General features: G+C 62.6%; 14 protein-coding genes. 6 read left to right on the top strand and 8 right to left on the bottom strand.

The window, feature by feature from the left end; genetic code table 11:
- The first annotated feature begins 193 nt into the window (after positions 1-193).
- Both C8D99_RS12655 and C8D99_RS12650 read left to right on the top strand, forming a co-directional pair.
- Positions 194-937, top strand: a complete 744-nt coding sequence (locus tag C8D99_RS12655) for a tRNA 2-thiocytidine biosynthesis TtcA family protein (RefSeq protein WP_133958887.1) — start codon at positions 194-196, stop codon at positions 935-937.
- Positions 910-2,748 carry a PEP/pyruvate-binding domain-containing protein gene (locus C8D99_RS12650; protein ID WP_133958871.1) on the top strand — a complete coding sequence of 613 codons (1,839 nt, stop codon included), beginning with the start codon at positions 910-912 and terminating at the stop codon, positions 2,746-2,748. The genes C8D99_RS12655 and C8D99_RS12650 overlap by 28 nt, the downstream gene beginning before the upstream one ends.
- A gap of 75 nt (positions 2,749-2,823) precedes the next feature.
- Here C8D99_RS12650 and C8D99_RS12645 read toward each other — a convergent pair whose 3' ends face one another.
- On the bottom strand, positions 2,824-4,188 hold the full coding sequence (locus C8D99_RS12645; RefSeq protein WP_208321185.1) for a glucose-6-phosphate isomerase: 1,365 nt from the start codon (positions 4,186-4,188) through the stop codon (positions 2,824-2,826).
- Positions 4,189-4,262: 74 nt separating this feature from the next.
- Positions 4,263-4,502, bottom strand: coding sequence for a glutaredoxin domain-containing protein (locus tag C8D99_RS12640; RefSeq protein ID WP_166670182.1), 240 nt, complete (start codon positions 4,500-4,502; stop codon positions 4,263-4,265).
- Positions 4,503-4,670: 168 nt separating this feature from the next.
- Between C8D99_RS12640 and nuoE the strand changes: the two genes are divergently transcribed.
- The 4 genes from nuoE to C8D99_RS12620 all read left to right on the top strand — a co-directional run bounded on the left by nuoE (position 4,671) and on the right by C8D99_RS12620 (position 11,570).
- Complete coding sequence (nuoE, locus tag C8D99_RS12635; protein WP_243833932.1) at positions 4,671-5,171, top strand: NADH-quinone oxidoreductase subunit NuoE; 501 nt, start codon at positions 4,671-4,673, stop codon at positions 5,169-5,171.
- A 13-nt stretch (positions 5,172-5,184) separates the two neighbouring features.
- Positions 5,185-6,951, top strand: a complete 1,767-nt coding sequence (locus C8D99_RS12630; protein WP_133958868.1) for an NADH-ubiquinone oxidoreductase-F iron-sulfur binding region domain-containing protein — start codon at positions 5,185-5,187, stop codon at positions 6,949-6,951.
- A gap of 25 nt (positions 6,952-6,976) precedes the next feature.
- Positions 6,977-10,264 (top strand): FAD-dependent oxidoreductase, encoded by a 3,288-nt coding sequence (locus C8D99_RS12625; protein ID WP_133958867.1) that lies wholly within the window; start codon positions 6,977-6,979, stop codon positions 10,262-10,264.
- A gap of 139 nt (positions 10,265-10,403) precedes the next feature.
- A complete protein-coding gene (locus tag C8D99_RS12620; RefSeq protein ID WP_133958866.1) occupies positions 10,404-11,570 on the top strand; it encodes an ABC transporter substrate-binding protein in 1,167 nt (388 codons plus the stop codon).
- 66 nt (positions 11,571-11,636) lie between these two features.
- On the opposite strand, the gene C8D99_RS12615 is transcribed toward C8D99_RS12620, so the two are convergent.
- From C8D99_RS12615 to ligA, 6 genes are all read right to left on the bottom strand, one after another.
- A complete protein-coding gene (locus C8D99_RS12615) occupies positions 11,637-13,211 on the bottom strand; it encodes an FAD-binding protein (RefSeq protein ID WP_166670181.1) in 1,575 nt (524 codons plus the stop codon).
- A gap of 76 nt (positions 13,212-13,287) precedes the next feature.
- Positions 13,288-15,369 carry an elongation factor G gene (gene fusA, locus C8D99_RS12610; RefSeq protein WP_133958862.1) on the bottom strand — a complete coding sequence of 694 codons (2,082 nt, stop codon included), beginning with the start codon at positions 15,367-15,369 and terminating at the stop codon, positions 13,288-13,290.
- Positions 15,370-15,500: 131 nt separating this feature from the next.
- A complete protein-coding gene (gatB, locus tag C8D99_RS12605) occupies positions 15,501-16,991 on the bottom strand; it encodes an Asp-tRNA(Asn)/Glu-tRNA(Gln) amidotransferase subunit GatB (RefSeq protein WP_133958860.1) in 1,491 nt (496 codons plus the stop codon).
- On the bottom strand, positions 16,988-18,490 hold the full coding sequence (gatA, locus tag C8D99_RS12600) for an Asp-tRNA(Asn)/Glu-tRNA(Gln) amidotransferase subunit GatA (protein ID WP_133958858.1): 1,503 nt from the start codon (positions 18,488-18,490) through the stop codon (positions 16,988-16,990). Before gatA ends, gatB begins: the two co-directional genes overlap by 4 nt.
- Positions 18,491-18,493: 3 nt before the next feature.
- A complete protein-coding gene (gene gatC, locus C8D99_RS12595; protein WP_133958856.1) occupies positions 18,494-18,805 on the bottom strand; it encodes an Asp-tRNA(Asn)/Glu-tRNA(Gln) amidotransferase subunit GatC in 312 nt (103 codons plus the stop codon).
- 55 nt (positions 18,806-18,860) lie between these two features.
- Positions 18,861-20,909, bottom strand: coding sequence for an NAD-dependent DNA ligase LigA (gene ligA, locus C8D99_RS12590; protein ID WP_243833931.1), 2,049 nt, complete (start codon positions 20,907-20,909; stop codon positions 18,861-18,863).
- Between the last annotated feature and the right edge of the window lie 11 nt (positions 20,910-20,920).

Genomic DNA, 20,920 nt, shown 5'->3' with positions numbered 1-20,920 from the left:
CGACTATGCTATAGTAGACGCTGCCCCTGAATGTACGGTAAAGGAATTTTTGCCGGCGGCATAGGTCTTAAGAACTATTCTATCACAGATTTCCTGATTTTCAGAGGAGGAGCGCTCTTTGACCCGAACCGCAGTACCCGTCCTTAGCCTGTCCCTGAGAAAAAAAATCGGCCTTGCAGCGGGCCGCTTCCGGATGATATCCCCAGGAGACAGGATCATGATCGGCCTCTCCGGAGGAAAGGACAGTCTTGTTCTGACGCTGGCCCTGGCGGGACTCCGCAGAAGGAGCCCCGTTCCTTTTTCGCTCGCCGCCTGCTTCGTGGACATTACCGGCGGGGAGACGGACGTCTCGTCCCTGCGGGAGTTCTGCGTTTCTCTCGATATTCCCTTTTTCGTCCGCCCCCACCCCATCGTGGGAATCATCGAGGTGCGGAATGAACGGTCGCCATGCAGCCTGTGCGCCAATATCCGGCGTGGCATCCTGAACACGGCGGCGAAGGAGGAAGGGTGCAATCTCCTGGCCCTGGGACACAACCTGGACGACGTGGTGGAGACAGCACTGATGAACCTTTTCAACACAGGCAGGTTCAGGGCCTTCCAGCCCAGGTTTTGGCAGAGCAGGTCCGGCATGACGGTCATCCGTCCCCTGGTGTTCGCGGAAGAGAAGAAGATTCTGAAAGAAGCCCGCCGACTTGGACTGCCGGTGCTGCCCTATGTCTGCCCCTTTTCCCTCGAAACGGAGCGGGTGAGGGCAAAAAGTATACTTGACGGACTGAGTGCCGGGAACCCGAGAATAAAGTACAATATACTACACGCACTTCAGTGCCTGGACGAACGGGACAAATGGTCCGAAGGAGGGGCGGAAGCTGCCGGGTCCCTCCCGGAGGACGAGCCTGAAGGAGAGATGACATGGGGAAAAACGACGAACTGTCTTTAGGGCCCACGCCCTCCGAAAACGGGCGGACGTTTCCCGAAGGGTCCGATTATCCCGGAGCCAACAGCACCGTAACGGAACACTACTTCCGCTGGGATCCTCTTGACGATCCCGATTTTGCCCATCTCATCGTCGGGAAGGGCAGCATCGGCGGCAAGGGAAGGTCGCTGCTTTTTGCCATGGCAAAACTCCGGGACAGCAGGGAGGAGACGCTGAAACGGGTGGTCTTCCCCCCGTCCCTTTTCATTGCCACGGAATCATTTGAATACGTGCTCCGCCAGATTCCCGACCTGGAGGAGCTGAAGAAGGAGGAGCCCGAGGTCATAGAGTACGCCTTCCTCCAGACGAAGCTTCCTGCAGAAGTGAGCGGCGCGGTCCGGAAATTCCTCGAGAAGATCACCGACCCCATCGTGGTGCGGAGCAGCAGTGATCTCGAGGATTCGCTGAAATACTCCTTTGCCGGAAAATACCTCTCCACCTTCGAATTCAACGACGGAGAGACACCCCTGGAGGAGCGGGCTGCCCAGGTGGAACAGGACATCAAGAAAATCTACGCCAGGACATTCTTCCCCGTGGCGGTGGCCTACCGGCTGAAGCACGGCCTGGGGGACGACCGCATGGGGATCATTCTCATGAGGGTCGCCGGGAAGTGGCGGGGACGGTACTACTACCCCACCATGGCCGGCGTGGGCTTCTCGCGATATTACCGGAGGTGGACCACCAGGATCCGTTCCGAGGACGGGATCATCCGCCTTGTCTTCGGCATGGGCACCACCAGCACGAAGCGGGGGTACGCACGGACTTTCGCCCTGACCCTGCCGAGTCTCCGCCCCGAGGGCCAGAACCCCTTCAATATCATGCGCCATGCCCAGGAGCATTTCCAGGTGATCGACCGGGAGCAGAAATCCCTGGTGACGGTAGACGTAAAGCGCATCTGGAAGGACATTTTTCCCTACCACAGCTGTTTCCCCGAATATGCCCAGATCTACAGCCCCGACGACGACGGGGGATATTTCACCCCCATGTCCCGCCACGGCTCCACCATCAGGTCCGGTGAAAAGGTCTGCTTCACCTTCGAAGAGTTTGCCTGCCGGTCGAAGCATTTCTTTGACCGGATGAAAAAACTCCTCGCCCTCCTCGACCGGGAGATGGGCGTGCCCGCAGACGTGGAGTTCGCCTTCCACCCCAGCGAGGACCTGGTGGAGATCGTCCAGGCCCGCCCCCTGTGGCTGAGCGAACAGACCCAGTCTGTGTCGGTTCCCGACCTTGAGAGCCGGAATGTGATACTCAAGGCTGACAGGATGGTGACCCACGGCGTGAAGGAGAACATCCCCTACCTGGTGTACGTGGACCATCATGTGTACGCCCAGGAGACCCGGTTCCACGACGTGGCCAGGGGAATAGGCACGGTGAACGAAGCCCTGAAGGGATCCCGGTTCATTCTCGTGGCCCCGGGCAGGGTGGGTTCCAGCAACCCCCTTCTCGGCGTGCCGGTGCAGTACAACGAGATCACGAGGTGCTCCTGCATCGTGGAAGTGGGCTTCCCCAAGGAGGGGTACATGCCGGAGCTTTCCTTCGGCACCCACTTCTTCACTGACCTGGAGATCGACGGAATCCTCTATATGCCCGTATATGAAGGGGCAAAGAACAACATCTTCGACGAGAGCTTCTTCGACACCGCCCCCTACGCTCTGGGTTCCCACGCCGGCATCCGCATATACTCCGGGTCTTTCTCGGTGTACACCGACGGCGACAGGAATTTCGGCGTCGTGGTGGCTGACAGGGTGGACGAACCGGAGGACGGGTGGGACTAGACCCCGGCCTTCGCCGAACAGAAAACGCCGGCCGCAGGATTGAATCTCCTGCGGCCGGCGTTTTTTCAGGTTATTCTAAACGGATATTTCCCGAAGGGAAAGCTTCTCCGCCAGTTCGGTCACCTCGAGGGCCTGGGCGCTGTAATTGGGTCTCCCCATGAGGCCGTAGGTGTAGTTCTTTCCCTGCTCCACCCCGGGCTGGTCGAAGGGGTTCACGTCCAGGAGGTACCCGGCCAGGGCCGTCACGTGCTCATAGAACTGGATCATGGCACCCAGACGGCGTTCGTCGAGCTTCGGTATCTCGATGGAAACCACCGGCTTACCCGACTTCGCGATGGCTGCCGCCGTCGAAAGGGCCTCATATCGTCGCAGGGAATTCATGGACTGGCCGAAGAGGTAGGAGAGGGAGACCAGTGCTTTTTCCTCCGTCTCGGGAATGGTGATTTCCTCAGCCGGCTCGGCCACGGTCATCACGGTAAAGAGCTTGTCGTCGGGGCCTTCGGTGTAGAGCTGGATCTGGGAGTGCTGGTCGATGGCGCCCAGGGCCCGGACCGGCGTCGATCCCGTTCCGTTCTTCCCCAGGCTTTCGCCCCAGAGCTGGGCGAACCATTCGCAGAACCGCTCCAGGGCATCCTCGTAGGGCATGAGGACCGTCATGTTCCTCCCCTGCCTGTAATGTGCCACGGAGAGGGCGGCCAGCAGCCAGGCCGGGTTTTCGAAAACGGTATTCCTCTCCGCGAGCCTTCTGTCCATCTCGGCCGCTCCTTCGAGCAGCTTCCTGGCCGATATGCCAAGAGCGGCGCCGGAGAGAAGCCCCACCGGAGACAGCACGGAAAAGCGGCCTCCCACATCGGCGGGAAGAACGAGGCGGCGGCAGCCGATCTCGTCGGCGAAGGGCCGGAGGACACCCTTCTCTTCATCGGTGATGACCACCACGTGCTCCGCCGCTTTTTTCGGGCCGAGATCCACCTTGAGGCGGTCCCAGAAGAAAAGGAAGTTCGCCATGGTCTCAGCGGTGCTTCCCGATTTGCTGATGACGGTGAACACGGTCTGCTCCGGATCGATGAGATTCCAAATCATCCGGTTGTCCGCCGGGTCCACGTTGTCTGACATGTAGAACCTCGGACCCTGCCGTTTCGACCGGGGCAGTTCGTTCCAGTAGGGAGGGAGCAGCGCCCCGTGAAGCATGAGGTTTCCGAGGGCGGAGCCGCCGATGCCTACCTGGACCATGGCGTCGAAGCCGGAAATCCACTTCGCCGTTTCCTCGACGCCTGCAATGTCCCGGGCCGGAAGGTTGATCCAGCCCAAGCCGTCACGGCCCTCCGAGGCAGAATCCCGAAGCCAGGCATCCCCGTTCCGGAGAATGTCTTCATACCCCCCGACGGCCTCCATATCCACCGCGCCGCCCGGCACGAGAGAATCACCGCCGCTTACCGCCATTCCATAGGATAACGTGAGCAGTTCCGATACCGTACCCGAACCTCGAGGCACGACGTCAACCCCTTCCTCTCAGGCTACTGTCCCTGATTCGCCAGCTCCGCGTCAATGGCCTCCGGGTTGTACCCGACGATATACTTCTCGCCGATCTGCGTGACGGGCACTCCCATCTGGCCCGTCTTCCGGACCATCTCCATGGCAGCCTCCCGGTTCGCCTGAACATCCACGTTCTCGTAGGCGGCTCCCTTTCCGTCAAGATACTCCTTCACCTTGGTACACCACGGGCACGTCTTCGTCGAAAAGACCTTTATCATCAATCGACACCTCCTTGATATATATACCCATATAGGGTATATAGGAAAATGTCCTTGCAGTCAAGTTCATTATATACCGAATTTCACCGGGAGAGAAAAATTCTGTTCTTGGGAGTATAATGCATACCATATCCGGGGTATTTCACCGAGAATATGCAAGGAGGAAATGGAATGACCATGTCTGCGGCAACCCTTACGCGTTCCGATCTGGAGATCCGTCTCCTCCCTCTCGCGGACCGCTACAGGGGGAAAAAGGGCATTACGATTCCCCTGCTGGCTGATATGCAGAGGGAAATGGGCTACATCGCCCCCGAAGCGGTGGACTTTATTGCGAAAGAGCTGGACATCCCCGCTGCGGAGCTGTTCGGCGTCGCCACCTTCTATGCCATGTTCCGGCTCCAGCCGGAGGGCAGGTACGTGGTCCGGCTCTGCCGGGGGACGGCCTGCCACGTCCAGGGCTCGGCCCGTATCGGGGAGCAGCTTCAGCGTCATCTCGGGGTGCAGGAGGGAGAGACCACGAAGGACGGTCTGTTCACCCTGCAGTTCGTGGCCTGCCTTGGCTGCTGCAGTCTCGCGCCCGTGATGATGGTGGGAGAAGAGGTCCACGGAAGACTGACGCCGGAAAAAGCCGTGGACGTGCTTGAAGCCGTCCGGGCTTCCCAGCCGGAATAGGGAGGTGCGCATCATGCCCAAGACTGTCGTGAAGGTGGGACTGGCGAGCTGCGGAGTGGCGGCGGGAGCCGTTCCCATTTATGAAACCCTCACAGGGATCCTTGCAGGCCGGGAAGACGTGGAAATCAAGAAGGTCGGCTGCATCGGGCTCTGTTATATGGAACCTATCGTGGAAGTGGAGCGGGACGGCAAATCCATCGCCTACGGCAAGGTGGACACCGCCATGGCGCGGGAAATCGCCGAGTCCCACGTGGAGCGGGGAGAAATCGTCCTCCGGGGCGTCATCCTCGACCCGGAGAGCAAGGCCTGCGAGAACGAGCGCATGGACAGCCAGGTCCGCATTGTCCTCCGGAACAGCGGCCTCATCGATCCGGAAAAAATCGAAGAGTATCTCGCCCACGACGGGTACAAGGCCCTTGAAAAAGCACTGTCCATGACGCCCATCCAGGTGATCGACGAAGTCCTCGCCAGCGGGCTCCGCGGCCGCGGGGGAGCAGGCTTCCCCACGGGTCTGAAGTGGAAATTCGCCAACGGGGCGAAGGGGGACAAGAAGTACTTCGTCTGCAACGCCGACGAGGGCGACCCCGGCGCCTTCATGGACCGTTCGGTTCTCGAAAGCGACCCCCACAGCATCATCGAGGGCATGGCCATCGGGGCCTACGCCATCGGGTCCGACGAGGGCATCATCTACTGCCGGGCGGAATACCCCCTGGCCATAAAACACCTGAACGTGGCCCTGGAGCAGGCCCGGAAGAAGGGCTTCCTCGGGAAGAACATCCTTGGGTCCGGATTCTCCTTCGACATTCATATAAAGGAAGGCGCGGGCGCCTTCGTCTGCGGCGAGGAAACCGCCATGATCGCCTCCATCGAGGGACGTCGGGGCATGCCCCGGCCGCGGCCTCCCTTCCCGGCCAACAGCGGCGTGTTCGGCAAGCCCACGAACATCAACAACGTGGAGACCATCGCCAACATCCCCTGGATCATGATGCACGGCGCGGCGAAGTTCGCCGAGTACGGCATCGGCAAGAGCCGGGGCACCAAGGTCTTCGCCCTGGCGGGAAAGATCAAGAAGGGCGGCCTCGCCGAGGTTCCCATGGGAATGCCCCTGCGGGAGGTCATCTTCAGCGTGGCGGGCGGCATCGCCGAGAATAAAAAATTCAAGGCCGTCCAGCTGGGCGGACCCTCGGGAGGCTGCATCCCCGAGTCGCTGCTGGACACGCCTGTGGACTATGAATCCATCAACGCCACGGGAGCCATCATGGGCTCCGGCGGCATGGTGGTCATGGACGAAACCACCTGCATCGTGGACGTGGCCAAGTTCTTCCTGGCCTTCGTCCAGAAGGAGTCCTGCGGCAAATGCCCCTTCTGCCGTATCGGCACCAAGCGGATGCTCGAGATCCTGGAGCGGATCACCGAAGGCAAAGGGGTCATGGAAGACCTGGACACTCTGCTCGACCTGGCCCACCAGGTAAAGGAGGGTTCTCTCTGCGGCCTCGGCCAGACTGCGCCGAACCCGGTGATGACCACGCTGAAATATTTCCGGGAAGAGTACGAGGCCCACATCCGGGATAAAAAGTGCCCCGCCAAGGTATGCACCAGCCTCATCCATTACGTCATCGACCCGGCGGCCTGCATCGGCTGCACGAAATGCGCCCGGAACTGCCCCGTCTCCTGCATCGCGGGAGAAGTGAAGAAACCCCACGTCATCGACGACGAGAAGTGCATCCGCTGCGGCCAGTGCAAAAAGGTCTGCCCCGTGGGCGCCATCTCGGTGGAATAACCTTTCGGGAGGATTTCGAGCTGCCATGAAGAAAAATATAAAGGTCACACTCAACGGAAAAACGGTCTACGGGTACGAGGGGCAGAGAATCCTCGATCTCTGCGCCGACTGCGGCGTGGAAATACCCACCCTCTGCTACGACCCCCACCTGAGCCTCCACGGCGGCTGCTCTGTCTGCCTCGTGGAGGTGGAAGGGGCAAAGACCCTGCTTCGGGCCTGCGCCAACACCATCGCTCCGGGCATGGTCATCAGGACCGAGACGGAACGGGCAGTGAGCGCCCGCCGGACCGCCCTGGAGCTGCTGCTCTCCGACCACGTGGGCGACTGCCGCCCGCCCTGCACCCTCACCTGCCCCGCCAACGGGAATGTGCAGGCCTACATCAACCTGGCCGCCCAGGGAAAATACCAGGAATCCCTTGACGTGCTCCACCACCACGTCACCCTTCCCGCATGCATCGGCCGGGTCTGTCCCGCCCCCTGCGAGAAGAAGTGCCGCAGGAACTTCGTGGACGACGCGCCCGTGTCAATTAAGGAGATCAAGCGCTTCGTAGGCGACTGGGCCATCAATAACGATTCCCCGGGATTCATCCCCGGAATCGAAGACAACGGCAAAACTGTCGCCGTCGTGGGCGGCGGGCCCGCCGGAATCTCCGCGGCCTACTACCTGCGCCTGAAAGGCTACCGGCCCGTCATCTTCGAGAAGGAAGCCCTTCTCGGCGGGATGATGCGCTACGGCATTCCCGACTACCGCCTTCCCCAGGCCGTCCTCCAGAAGGAGATCGACTGGCTCCTCGCCCACGGCGTGGAGGTGCGCACCGGCATGACCCTGGGAAAGAACATCACCCTCGACGAACTCCGCAGGGATTTCGACGGCGTCATCCTGGCCATGGGCTGCTGGAAGTCCTCTCCCATGCGGGTGCCCGGGGAGGACCTGGACGGTGTCCTTGGAGGCATCAACTTCCTCTACGACGTGAAGACCAACCCTGACGTGAAAATCGGCAGAAGGGTAGCCGTGGTGGGAGGAGGCAACACCGCCATGGACGCCTGCCGTTCTGCCCGCCGCCTCGGCGCCGAGGAAGTGTCGGTGCTCTACCGGAGGAGCCGGGAGGAGATGCCCGCCGACGATCTCGAGATCGAGGAGGCCACAGGGGAAGGCGTGAACTTCATCTACCTCGCGGCCCCGAAATCAATCGAGGGGAACGGCAGGGTGGAACGGGTGGTCTGCGAGCGGATGAAGCTCGGGGAACCGGACGCCTCGGGTCGGCGGAGCCCCGTGCCCACCGGTGAGACCTTCGTTCTCGAGGTGGATACGGTCATCGCCGCCGTGGGCCAGGCCATCGACTTCTCGGGAGTGCCCTCGGAACTGCACGACGGCCGGAAGATGAAGGCCGGCCCCGACTACGACACTCCCCTCCCGGGCGTATTTGTATGCGGCGACCAGCAGACGGGCCCGAAGATCGCCATCGAAGCCATCGGCAACGGCCACTGGGCCGCCGACTCCCTCGACCACTACCTGACCCACGGGACACCGAAGAAACCCTTCTTCTACGATATCGTCCGGACGGACCTCGGCCCCGAGGACTTCAGGGACGTGGAAAAAACCGTCCAGGAGCACGTACCCCACGTGAGCGGAGAGACACGGCTCGCAAAGCCTTTCGCCGAGTACAGCCCCGGGCTGACGGAGGAGCAGACCCTCCGGGACGCGAAGAGGTGCATGGAATGCGGCTGCGCCGACGTCTTCGAGTGCAAACTCCGGAAATACGCCACCAGCCACGAGGTGCAGCCGGAGAAGCTTGCCGGCGAGCACATTGCCAAGTTCGAGGACGCGAACCAGTACTATATCCGGAACCTGGACAAGTGCATCCTCTGCTCCAAGTGCGTTCGGGCCTGTGACGAGATCTCCGGCTTCCACGCCATCGACTTCGCGAAGCGGGGCTTCGAGTCGGTGCTGACGCCCCAGTTCTATAACGACATGGAGCACTCGGACTGCACATTCTGCGGTCTCTGCACCCAGGTCTGTCCCGTGGGGGCCCTCATGGAAAAACGGGCCGAACGGTGGCCCCACCTGGAGGAGCCGGAGATCGTCAGGACCACCTGCCAGATGTGCCCCGTGGGCTGCGAACTCGACCTTAACCTGGACCGCAGGCGCTCCCGGATCGTCCGGATCACCACCGACCTGGACAACCCTACGGCCCCCACCTTCGGGTCATGCTGCTTCATGGGACGGTACGGCTTCCGGGACGTGAAGGACTCGGGAAACTTCGACCCGGCAGTGAACGGCGAGTCCGTGTCCCTCGACGAAGCCGTGGCCGCCTTCGACCGCCTTGCGGCAACGAAGGGCGCGGCCTACGTGGCGGGGACGAACCTCACCCTGCAGGAGGCGAAAGCTCTCCGGGACTACGCTGCGCTCCGTACGCCCGAAGCGGTCATTTCGGCGGCCGAGGGAGCGGAATTCCTGCCCTTCCTCGCCGAGGCGGAAAAGAGAAAGGATATTATCCGGGCCTCCTACGCCTCCTTCAGCGAAGGGGACGCCTTCCTGCTTTTGGGGGCGAACACCGACGAAGACCAGCCCGTTCTGACATCGTGGCTCCGGAGGGCCATGCGGCACCGCCAGGCAGCCGTGGTCTGTCTCGGCGGCACCCCCGGCATTCTTGACAGGGGAGACGCCGTGATCCTCGCTCCCGAAGCGGGCAAAGAGGCGGAAGCGATCCGGGCTCTCACTGATGCCGTGAAGGCAGCCAGGGAGAAGGTTCCTGCCGATTTCGCGGCCATGGCAGGGAAAGCGGGCCTGTGCCCCGGATCCCTTGAAAAGGCCGCCGGTCTTCTCGCAGCGGCGAAACACCCCGTCACTCTTCTGGGACCGGGACAGCCTGCGGGTGACTCTTTCAGCCTTGCCGCAACCCTTCAGGGGGGCCGGTACCTCCTCCTCTTCAGGGGAGCGGGAACGGCGGGGCTGCTTTCCGTACTTCCCGGAGTTCTCTCTGCCGGCGAGGCTAAGAAGAACAGGCCGTCGGGGATGCTCTTCATCGGAATCACCCCGGAAGAGGCGGGCTTCTCGGAAGAGGATCTGCGCGGCACCGACTTTGCGGTGCTCTCCGCCGACTCCTCGCCTCTTTCAGAGAAAGCGTCGGTCCTTCTGCCTCTTCTTCCGTGGCCTGAAAAGGAAGGCACCACGGTGAACCTGGAGGGCAGGGAACTCGCCGTCCGGAAGGGACCCCTGGCGAAAAAAACGGGAAGGAACATCTGTGACCTTCTTTCAAGAGCGACTCTTCCATCGGGAGGAAAAATTCCCTCGAACCCTGTAGCCCGCTGAGACTGCAGAAATCCATCATTCACATTTTCAGAGGGCGGCTTCTGCCGCCCTCTGAATTTTTGTTGATTTTTTGTCAGCCTATTGACACGGAGAACAGCCGCCTTTAGACTAAGCGGAAAATTTGCAGGGAGGCGAAATAATGAAACGATATGGTCTGTCTTTTGCAGTTGCGATACTCCTCGCCTTCGGCGCCGCGGCCTGTGCGGCTCCGTCGGGCGAACCCATCAAGATCGGCTACCTGGCCACGCTCACCGGCGACGGCTCAACCTGGGGACAGCATGAACGGGACGGAGCCCTTCTCGCCGTGAAGGAACTGAACGAGGCCGGCGGAGTGCTCGGACGCCCCCTTGAGCTGATCTATTACGACGTGCGCGGACGGCAGGAGGATGCCATCCAGGCGGCACGGCGGCTTGTCCACGAGGACAAGGTGGTGGCCATCGGCGGCACCAACTACAGCGGTCTGAACATCGCCACCGCCTCGGTGGTCACCGCCGCCGGAGTCCCCCAGATCGGTACGGCGAGCACCAACCCAGCCGTGACGGTGGACCCGAAGACAGGGCAGGTACGTCCGTTCACCTTCCGCATGAGCTACACCGACCCCTACCAGGGCAAGGTCATGGCGGACTACCTCATCAACAGGCTGGGGGTCAAGAGCGCTGCGGTCATCACCGACGTGGGCAGCGACTACTCCGAAGGCCTGAAAGAATTCTTCACGGCCCGGTTCGCTGAGCTCAAGGGCGACCTGAAGGGAGTCTGGGGATTCCGGGGCGGCGACGTGGATTTCCGGGCTCAGCTCACGGAGATGAAGGCGACGGGAGCTGAAGCCGTGGCCCTTCCCATCCTCTACAAGGAGATGGGGCTCATAATGAAGCAGGCCGCCGAACTGGACTGGAAGCCCATTTTCATCGGAGGGGACGGCTTCAGCCCCAGCATGCACGAAATAGCCGGAGACGCCATGGAGGGGAGCTACTGGGTCTACAGCATGGACCTGACCAACCCGCAGCTGGTTCTCCTGCTCTCCCGGTTCGAGAAGGAATACGGCAGGCCCGCCGCCGAGCCCTCGAACGTGGCAAACTCCTACGACCTCATCACCTGGGTGGCCGAGGCGATCAAGAAGGCGGGAAAAGCGGATCCCGTGGCGGTCAGGGATGCCATGGAAAACACGAAAGACCTTCGCCTCGTCCATTTTACCCTTACGGTGGACAAGGAGACCCACAATCCGCTGAACAAGCCCGCGGCCATGATGATCTGGAAGGACAGGAGCTTCAACTTCCTCGAGATGTGGGCTCCCCAGGACACGTTCTAACGAACTGCGGCAATACGGCAGGAGGAGCGGGATATTTCCCGCTCCTCCTTTTTTCTTCGACTCCCCTTAGTTTTCCCTCGTTGCTTTGAGCTTCCCTTTTTCGGCGGAGACCAGGATCCGGGACACCCATTCCTCCCGCTCCTCCGGAAAATCGTCCCGGAAGTGGACGCCCCGGCTTTCCTCCCGGAGAAGGGCTGCATGGGCCACCGCCTCGGCTGTACAGGAGAGGCCCTTCATCTCCAGGGCATGGAGGAGATCCATGGGACCTTCCGCCTTCAGGGGCGGGAATGAGCCTTTCCATTCCTCCATGGCTGATAGGCAACGGCGGAGACCTTCGCCGCTCCTGCAGGGGCCCAGCCCTTCCTGGACGATAGCCTGAAGCCGCTCCCTGGCCTCCCGGGGGCGGATACCCCCTTCGGGGGCGAGGAAGGACAGTTCAGCACGGATTTCCGCAATGTCCCCGGTGCTGCCTTCCGCCGCCTCTTCTGCCGCGAATCTGCCGGCCCGGAGGCCGAAGGTGACGATGTTCGTCAGGGCGTTGCCTCCCATGCGGCTGGCACCGTCCACGCCTCCGGTCACCTCTCCGCAGGCGTACAGCCCCGGAAGGGCGGTCCGTCCCCCGGTGTCGATGGGTATTCCTCCAGTGAAATAGTGCTGGATGGGTGAAAGCTCCACCGGCCCGGTCCGGCGCTCCGGGGGAAGGTCAATCATGAGGGATACCCGTACATCAGGAATGGTCAGCATCTCTTCCCCCAAGTCCTCCAGGTGAAGCAGGGTCTTTCCTCCCTGCCGCTCGTGGCGGGAGAGAAAGATGGCGCTTTTGTCCCTTGCGAAGTAGTTCGCCTCCTTCCCCGAGGAGAGCCCCCAGGAAAGAATGGCCTCCCGGAGAAATTCCCTGCCGATGTCGTCGGTGACGGGAATGTAGTCCAGGATGGTGAGCCCCACCATCCACAGGGGGAAGGCGGAGTCTTTCCAGCCCAGGGGGTAGAACTGAACATATTCCATGTCTACGAGACTGAGCCCCGCTTCGAGGGCAAGGGCGTATCCGTCGCCGGTCATCCGTGAGGGGTTGTCCGTCCGGGAATAGATTCTGCCTCCCCCGCCGGAGGCGAGAATGACGGCGGATGCCGGTGACCGGTACTGTTTCCCCGTTTTCCAGTTCACCCACTCCAGTCCTTCCGCCCCTCTCTCCCCAACGAGAATTTTCATCGCGGCACAGTTTTCGAGGATGGAGACTCCTTCCGCCCTCGCGATGGCGGTAAGTTCCCTGGTCAGTCCTCCCCCGCCCATGATCTCCGACGGGGCCGATTTCCGCACTGTGGCATGCCCCGAGTCGCTGATCTTCAGAGTGACGCCCCAGTCCGCCAGGGTCCGCAGACTTTTTTCCGATTCTTCGGCCAGCACCCGGACAAGCTTCTGGTCGTTCACCCCCCGGCCTGTCTCAACAATCCGCCGGAAGTGGTCATCCGGGGTCACCGTTCCGGATGAGAGAGAAAAGAGGCCCCCGGAATAGGCGGTACAGTTCGCATCTCCGCACGCTGTCTTGGAGAGCAGCAGGACTTCTGCGCCTTTTTTGGCCGCCGCGACCGCGGCGGTAAGGCCTGCTCCTCCCGCCCCGACGACGATGATTTTTTTCTTCATGGTTCTCCACCTCCCTATAGGCGGAGCCCCGCGGCTGGCGCGGGGCTCCGGATTCTTTCCGTGATTTCGGGGGACCCTATTCCTCTTCGTCCTCCTGCTTGTGGGCCGCGATGACCTTCTTCGAGATCTCGGCGGGGACGTCCTCATAGTGGTCGTATTCCATGGTGAAGGTTCCCCGGCCGGAGGTCATGGAGCGGAGGATGATGGCGTAGCGGAACATCTCCGCGAGAGGGCACTGTGCCTTGACTACCTGCTGGTGTCCCTTGCTGTCGATGCCGAGGATCCGTCCTCTCCGTCCGTTGAAGTCGCCCATGACGTCGCCGAGATACTCCTCGGGAACGGTGACTTCCACGTTCATGATGGGTTCCAGGAGCACAGGGTTCGCCTCGAGAATGCCCTTCTTGAAGGACAGCCGCGCAGCGAGCTTGAAGGCCATTTCCGAGCTGTCCACGTCATGGTAGGAGCCGAAGAAGAGGGTGGCCTTGAAGTCCACCACGGGGAAACTGGCAAGGGGGCCCTTGACGAGGGCTTCCCGAAGGCCCTTCTCGACGGCGGGAATGAATCCCTTGGGGATGGCGCCGCCGACAATTTTATCCTCAAAGACAAAGCCCTCTCCCCGCTCGAGGGGAGTGTACCGGACGTGGACGTCGCCGTACTGGCCGTGGCCGCCCGTCTGTTTCTTGTGCTTGCCCTGGGCTTCGGCGGTCTTCCGGATGGTCTCCCGGTAGGGAACCTGGGGGGTCTTCGTGTCAAGCTCCACGCCGTAACGCTCCTTGATGCGGGAAAGGACGATGTCGATGTGCATGTCGCCCATTCCGGAGAGAACGCTGTCGTTGGTCTCGGGATTTTTTTCGAAGGTGAGGCTGGGGTCTTCCTCAAGGGTCTTGTGGATGGCGTTGCCCAGCTTGTCTTCGTCGGCCCGGCTCTTGGCGATGATGGCCACGCTGTAGACAGGCTTCGGGAAGTCGATGGGCGGGAAGGTGACGGTGGAGCCCTTCACGGAAAGGCTGTCCCCCACCTGGGTGCTGTGGAGCTTGGGAATGGCGAGGATGTCGCCCACGGTGATCTCCTTGACGTCCTTGCCCTCTTTGCCGGTCATGAACTTGAAGGCGCTGATCCGTTCCTCTTCACCCTTGTTCACGTTGAAAATTGTGTTGTCGGACGTGAGGTTTCCGGAGTTGACCCGGATGAAGGAGAGCTTGCCTACGTAGGGGTCCACCATGACCTTGAAGCAGATGGCCGAGAACTGCCCTGCGGGATCGGGGACGATCTCGACGCTTTCCTGCCCCTTCAGGGCGGGGCGGCTCCTGGAGTCCAGGGGCGAGGGGAAGAAGTCGGCGATGAAGTCGAGGATCTGGTGAACGCCCACGTTCAGGGTAGATGAGCCGGGGAAGACGGGCAGAACAGTGCGGGAAGCGATGGCCTTCCTGAGAGCGGGAAGGAGCTCCTCCACGGGAATGGTCTCGCCGTCGAGGTAGCGCATCATGAGTTCGTCGTCGGCCTCGACAATGGCTTCCACGAGGGATTCCCTTGCCTGGGCGGCCTCGTCGGCCATGTCGGCGGGGATGTCGCCCTCGGTAAATTTGCCGCTGCCGTTGGTTTCATACATATATGCCTTGTTCCCGAGGAGGTCCACCACTCCCTTGAAGGAGGCTTCCGCACCGACGGGCAGAAAGGCCGCCACGGCCTTGTCGCTGTAGTCGGACCGGATATCGTTCAGGACCTTGCCGAAGTCGGCGTTTTCCCGGTCAAGCTTGGAGATGTAGAACGCGGTGGGAAGATTGAATTCACTTCCCGTTTCCCAGGCCTTGTCGGTCTGGACTTCGATGCCGCTGACACCGCTCACGGCGATGAGCAGCGAGTCGGCCACCCGGATGGCGGACCGCATTTCTCCAACGAAGTCGGCGAATCCCGGGGTGTCGAGGACGAAGAGCTGTCTGCCCTTGCGCTCCATGGTGATAAGGGAAGTATTGATCGAGATTTGCCGTTTCTGTTCCTCCTGGCTGAAATCGCTTACGGTGTTGCCGTCCTCGACCTTCCCCAGTCTGGACGTGATGCCGTTATCGAAAAGCATGGCCTCGACGAGGGATGTCTTACCTGCCCCTCCGTGGGCCGCTATTGCGATACTGCGAGTGTTCTCAGGCTGACGGGTTCCCATTCCAACTACCTCCTCCGGCGTCTCGTGCTTTGCCCCGGACTGTTTTCTCAGTCCATTGAGGGCAACTTTAATATCTTACGCATAACGTTTCCGTTCGTCAACAAATGGGGCAGAAAATAAAGAGCGGTATCCTAGCGTTCCTCTCCCAGACGGCGTTCGAGGATACCGGAGACCGCAGCGGCATCTGCCTGGCCCCTGGCCTTCCGCATGACAAGGCCCGCGAGGAACTTGATTTTCTTCCCCTTGGGGTCCCCGCCGGAGCGGATTTCCTCCACCACGTCTCCGTTGGCCAGAAGGACCTGGTCGACCATTTGTTCCACCTCTTCGGCGGACAGGCCTCCGGGAGAAGCTCCGGCCGTCTCGAGCGCGTCCTTGAGGGACCTCCCTTCCGCCAGGCAGGCGAAGACCTCCCGGGCCACCGTGGTGGAGAGCTTTCCTCCGTCCACCAGGGCGACGAGTTCCGCCAGGGCGGATGGCTTCACCGGGAAGGCATCCATGGAGAGGCCCTTCTCGTTCATCACCCGGAAGACCTCGGTGCGGATCCAGTTCGCCGCCCGCAGGGGCGATGCGCCGCCTGCGACGCATTCTTCAAAGTACAGGGCCACGGGAAGGCTCTCCGCCATGAAGGCGGCGTCGGCCTCAGGAAGGCCGTACTCCTCCGCGAACCGCCGCTCCTTGGCCCAGGGCAGTTCCGGCAGGGCATTCCGGGTGCTTTCCAGAAGCTCTTCCGTCACTACGATGGGGGGGATGTCGGGGTCGGGGAAGTAGCGGTAGTCGTTGGCGGCCTCCTTGCTTCTCATGGAGGTGGTGACCCCTTCGCCGTCGTTCCAGTGCCGGGTTTCCCTCTCCAGGGCGCCCCCTCCGGCGAGGACCGCTGTCTGGCGGCGGATTTCATACTGCAGCGCCCGTTCCACGGCCCGCAGGGAGTTCATGTTTTTTATCTCAGTCCGCTCTCCCCAGTACAGTACCTCTCCTGATGTCTCGTCGGTCTTCTTCACCGACACGTTGGCGTCCACCCGGAGTGACCCCCGTTCCATATCGCCGTCGGAAACGCCGAGGTAGCGCACGGTCTGGCGGATACGGGCCACGTACTCCCGAGCCTCCCCGGGGGAGGTGATGTCGGGTTCGGAGACGATCTCCGCCAGGGGAACGCCTCCCCGGTTGTAGTCCACGAAGGAAAGGGCCGCCCCTTCGAGGCGTCCGTCGGCGGCGGAGTGAACCAGTTTTCCGGCGTCTTCCTCGAGGTGGAGCCTGGTGATGCGGATCCGCCGGGGCCGGCCGTCGTCGCCGGGGATGAAGATCTCTCCCCCCTCGGCGAGGGGAAGGTCGTACTGGCTGATCTGGTAGGCCTTGGGCAGGTCGGGGTAGAAATAGTTCTTCCGGTGGAAGACCGTGTGGTTCCTGATGGCGCAGGACAGGGCCAGTCCGGCCCGGACTCCCAGTTCCACCGCCCTTTTGTTGAGCACCGGAAGGCTCCCGGGGAGGCCGAGGCACACGGGGCAGACGTTGGTGTTGGGCTCGGCACCGATGTAGTCCGTGGAACACGGGCAGAAGATTTTCGTGGCCGTGGAAAGCTGCACGTGAATTTCCAGGCCGATGACGGGGATGTACCGGAAAGTCATGAGGCGTTCCCTCCTTCCGTCGCTGTGCCGAGAGACGCTATGGGCGCCTTTCCGAGGCCCCGCTCAAGGACCGCCGCGGCGTTCAGCAGTTCGGGCTCGCCCCACTGGGGAGCGATGAACTGGACACCCACGGGCAGGGGGTTTTCTCCGCCGGTGAATCCCCCGTTGAGGGACAGGGCCGGCAGTTCGGCGAGGTTCACCGGCAGGGTGAACACATCGGCCAGGTACATCCGGACGGGGTCGTCCACCATCTCGCCCTTTTTGAAGGCGGGTGTGGGAGCCGTGGGGAGGGCGATGAGGTCGCACCCTTCGAAGGCCTTCCGGAACTCGGCCTTCATGAGGGAGCGGACTTTCTGGGCTGTGAGATAGTAGGCATCATAGTACCCCGAGCTGAGCACGTAGGTCCCCGTGAGAATCCTCCGCTTCACCTCGGCGCCGAAGCCGGCCCCCCGGGTGGTCAGGTAGAGGTCGAGCAGGGCGTCTTCCCTGCAGGAAAGACCGTACCGGACGCCGTCGAACCGGGCGAGGTTCGAGCTCGCCTCGGCGGGGGCGAGGATGTAGTAGCAGGGCAGGCCGAACTCGAGGGAGACGGGAAGGGAGACCTCCACTATTTCCGCCCCCTCTTCCCGGCAGAGGTTCAGGGTGTTCTCCAGGACGCGGCGTACCTCGGGGTCCACGGAGGACCGCATGGCATCCAGCTCCTTCACCACGGCGATCCTCTTGCCGCGGAGGGAGGCGGCGGCCGGGGGGGCCGTGTAGTCCGGCCGCTCCCTGCGGCTGCAGGTTCCGTCCCGGGCGTCGGGAGCGGCGATGACCGAGAGCAGGAGGGCAAGGTCCTCCACGGTGCGGGCGAAGGGGCCTATCTGGTCGAGGGACGAGGCGAAGGCCACGAGGCCCCACCGGCTCACGAGGCCGTAGGTGGGCTTGAGGCCGTAGAGGCCGCAGTAGGACGCGGGCTGACGGATGGACCCGCCGGTATCACTCCCCAGGGCCAGGGGGGCGTACCCGGCCGCCACTGCGGCGGCGCTTCCCCCGGAGCTGCCCCCGGGGACCCTGCCGATATCCCAGGGATTGGACGTGGGGTGAAAGGCGGAGAACTCCGTGGAACTTCCCATGGCAAACTCGTCCATGTTGGCCTTTCCGGCAAAGACGGCACCGGCACCGGCGAGCAGTTCCGCTACTCCCGCGTCGTAGGGGGGTATCCATCCCTCGAGGATCCTGCTGGCACAGGTGGCCGGAACTCCCCGGAGGCACATGTTGTCCTTCAGGACCACGGGCACTCCGGCAAGGGGCCCCGGATCGTCGCCCCGGGCGATCATTCCGTCCACCCGGGCCGCTTCTTCCCGTCCCCTGGCGGCGGTGAGAGCAAGCAGGGCGGACAGTTCCGGCTCAAGGGCTTCGATCCGGGAAAGGCAGGAGGCGAACACCTCCGACGCTGAATATTCCTTTGCTTTTATGCCGCGGACCATCTCCGCGGCAGAGAGGGCAAAGAGTTCCATGGCCTACTCCTCCTCAAGAATCCGGGGAACGACAAAGAAGCTGTCCTTCCGCTCCGGGGCGGCTTCCAGTACGTCATTCCGGACAGCGGACCGGATGGGCTCGTCCTCCCTCAGGGGAGGGACTTCCCTCTCGGAAAAGAGAAAGGGGTCCACCCCGTCGAGGTTCAGCCGCCCTTCCTCCCGTGCCCGGGAAAGGGTGGCGAAATGGCCCAGGATGGCTTCAAAATGGCGCACGAGGGGCTCTATTTCTTTCTCCTCCACGCGCAGCCGGGCGAGACCGGCCACGTGCCGAACGTCCTTTTCGCTGATCGTCATTGGCTTTTCCTCCTGTTCGACGAAACGACCGGTGGGGTATTTCTTGAAGAGGTCTTCAGGAAGTCCTTCCGCTGCGGATCATTTCGAGAAATTCTTCTTCTCCCACGATACGCACCCCAAGGGCGGCGGCCCTGGCGAGCTTGCTGCCCGCTTCCTTGCCCGCCACCACCAGGGATGTTTTTCCGCTCACACTGGATGAGCACGCAGCGCCCGCCCCCTTCGCGAGGGTTTCTGCCTCGCTCCGGGTCAGGGATTCCAGCTCCCCGGTGAAAACGATGCGCATGCCCTCGAGGAACCGGGATCCCTGCTCCCCGGGCTGTTCTTCCGCTGCGGGAAGGGCGCCCCGGACGCCGAGCTCCGCCAGTTCCTCCAACAGTTTTCTGTTCTGTTCCCGGGCGAAAAAGGACCGGATGGACGCCGCCATGACGGGCCCGATGCCCTCCACCGACGCCAGGATCTCTTCGGGGGCGTTGCTTAGGGTCTGTACGTCCCGGAAGGCCTCCGCCAGGATCTCCGCTCCCCTGGCTCCCACGAACCGGATACCGAGGGCGGCGAGGAGGCGGGAGAAGGGGCGCTCCTTCGACACTGCGACAGCGTTGATGAGATTCTCAGCCGATTTCTGCCCCATTCTGTCCAGGCCGGCAACCGGGTCCGCCTGAAGACGGTACAGGTCGGACACCGTGCGGATGATCCCCTTGTCCACAAGCTGCTCCACCAGCCTTTCGCCCAGGCCCCGGATGTCCATGCCGCCCCGGGAGGCGAAATGACGGATCCCCTCCTTGAGCTGGGCGGGGCAGGAAGCCCTGTTCATGCACCGGAGGGCCGCCTCGCCCTCGAGCCGCACTGCAGGGGAGCCGCAGGACGGGCAGAATTCAGGCATGGCAAACTCCCGCTCGGTTCCGTTCCGGACCTCCGCCACGGCGCCAAGCACCTCGGGGATGATCTCCCCCGCCTTGCGGACCCGGACCAGATCCCCGATCCGGAGGTCCTTCCGGCGGAGTTCGTCCTCGTTGTGGAGGCTCGCCCGCCGGACCACCGTGCCGGAAAGGGTCACGGGCTCGAGGGCGGCCACTGGGGTGAGGGAACCGGTCCTGCCGACGGAGACGAGGATGTCGGTCAGGCGGGTGGTCTTTTCTTCCGGGGGATACTTAAAGGCGACGGCCCACCGGGGTGCGTGGGAGGTGGACCCCATTTCGCTCCATGTGCCGAGGAAGTCGAGTTTCACCACCACGCCGTCGGTGGCGTAGGGAAGGGAAAACCGCCCCTTTTCCCAGGCGGCGATGAACTCCTTCACGGCATCCCCGCAGGGGCAGAACTGCCAGGCCTTCTGGACGGGAAAACCGGACCGGGAGAGCCATTCGAGGATCTCCCTCTGGGAGGCGAGACCAAGCCGTTCGGGGGCAACCACCGAGTAGAGGTAGATGGACAGCCTTCTTCCGGCGGTGACCGCGGGGTCGAGCTGCCGGAGGCTTCCGGCGGCGGCGTTCCGGGGGTTGGCGAAGAGCGGCTCTCCCCGCTCCTCCCGTTCTTCGTTGAGGACGGCGAAGTATTTCCTCTCAAGGAGCACTTCGCCCCGGACCTCCACCCGGCCCCGGGGAAAGTCCGACAGGGTGAGGGGAAGGGTGCGGATGGTCCTGAGGTTGGCGGTGATGTCCTCCCCCACCCGTCCGTCGCCCCGGGTCGTTCCCCGGACGAAGGCGCCGTCCTCGTAGGTGAGGGAAACGGCGAGGCCGTCGATCTTCAGTTCGCAGACATAGCCTCCCGCCGCCCAGGGAGCGGTGCGGTTCAGGAAGCCGTCCAGATCCTCTTCGTTCAGGGCGTTGTCCAGGCTGAGCATGGGCACCGAGAGGGGAACCTTCTCGAACCGTTCGCTCGCCCTGGCACCAACCCGCTTCGTGGGCGACTCGGGGGAGGCGAGCTCCGGCCAGGCGGCCTCGAGTTCGATGAGCTCCCGGTACAGGGCGTCGTATTCGTCGTCGGGTATTTCGGGAGCGTCCTCCACGTAATAGAGGCGCCCGTGGCGGGCGAGCTCCCTTTGCAGGAAAGCCGCCCGCCGCCGGGCATCCTGGGGTATCTCCAGTGTTCGTTCCTCGTCCCGGGGCACGGAGAGCCGCC

The sequence above is a fragment of the Aminivibrio pyruvatiphilus genome, from assembly GCF_004366815.1.
Classification (GTDB): Bacteria; Synergistota; Synergistia; order Synergistales; family Aminobacteriaceae; genus Aminivibrio; species Aminivibrio pyruvatiphilus.
This window is presented reverse-complemented; position numbering and strand designations above follow the sequence as displayed.

Coding starts and splice junctions, on each gene's coding strand:
- C8D99_RS12625 (WP_133958867.1), top strand. CDS start 6,977: ATGAAGAAAAATATAAAGGTCACACTCAACGGAAAAACGGTCTACGGG.
- C8D99_RS12620 (WP_133958866.1), top strand. CDS start 10,404: ATGAAACGATATGGTCTGTCTTTTGCAGTTGCGATACTCCTCGCCTTC.
- C8D99_RS12645 (WP_208321185.1), bottom strand. CDS start 4,188: ATGGCGGTAAGCGGCGGTGATTCTCTCGTGCCGGGCGGCGCGGTGGAT.
- nuoE (WP_243833932.1), top strand. CDS start 4,671: ATGACCATGTCTGCGGCAACCCTTACGCGTTCCGATCTGGAGATCCGT.
- fusA (WP_133958862.1), bottom strand. CDS start 15,369: ATGGGAACCCGTCAGCCTGAGAACACTCGCAGTATCGCAATAGCGGCC.
- gatA (WP_133958858.1), bottom strand. CDS start 18,490: ATGGAACTCTTTGCCCTCTCTGCCGCGGAGATGGTCCGCGGCATAAAA.
- C8D99_RS12615 (WP_166670181.1), bottom strand. CDS start 13,211: ATGAAGAAAAAAATCATCGTCGTCGGGGCGGGAGGAGCAGGCCTTACC.
- C8D99_RS12630 (WP_133958868.1), top strand. CDS start 5,185: ATGCCCAAGACTGTCGTGAAGGTGGGACTGGCGAGCTGCGGAGTGGCG.
- gatB (WP_133958860.1), bottom strand. CDS start 16,991: ATGACTTTCCGGTACATCCCCGTCATCGGCCTGGAAATTCACGTGCAG.
- C8D99_RS12655 (WP_133958887.1), top strand. CDS start 194: ATGATATCCCCAGGAGACAGGATCATGATCGGCCTCTCCGGAGGAAAG.
- C8D99_RS12650 (WP_133958871.1), top strand. CDS start 910: ATGGGGAAAAACGACGAACTGTCTTTAGGGCCCACGCCCTCCGAAAAC.
- gatC (WP_133958856.1), bottom strand. CDS start 18,805: ATGACGATCAGCGAAAAGGACGTTCGGCACGTGGCCGGTCTCGCCCGG.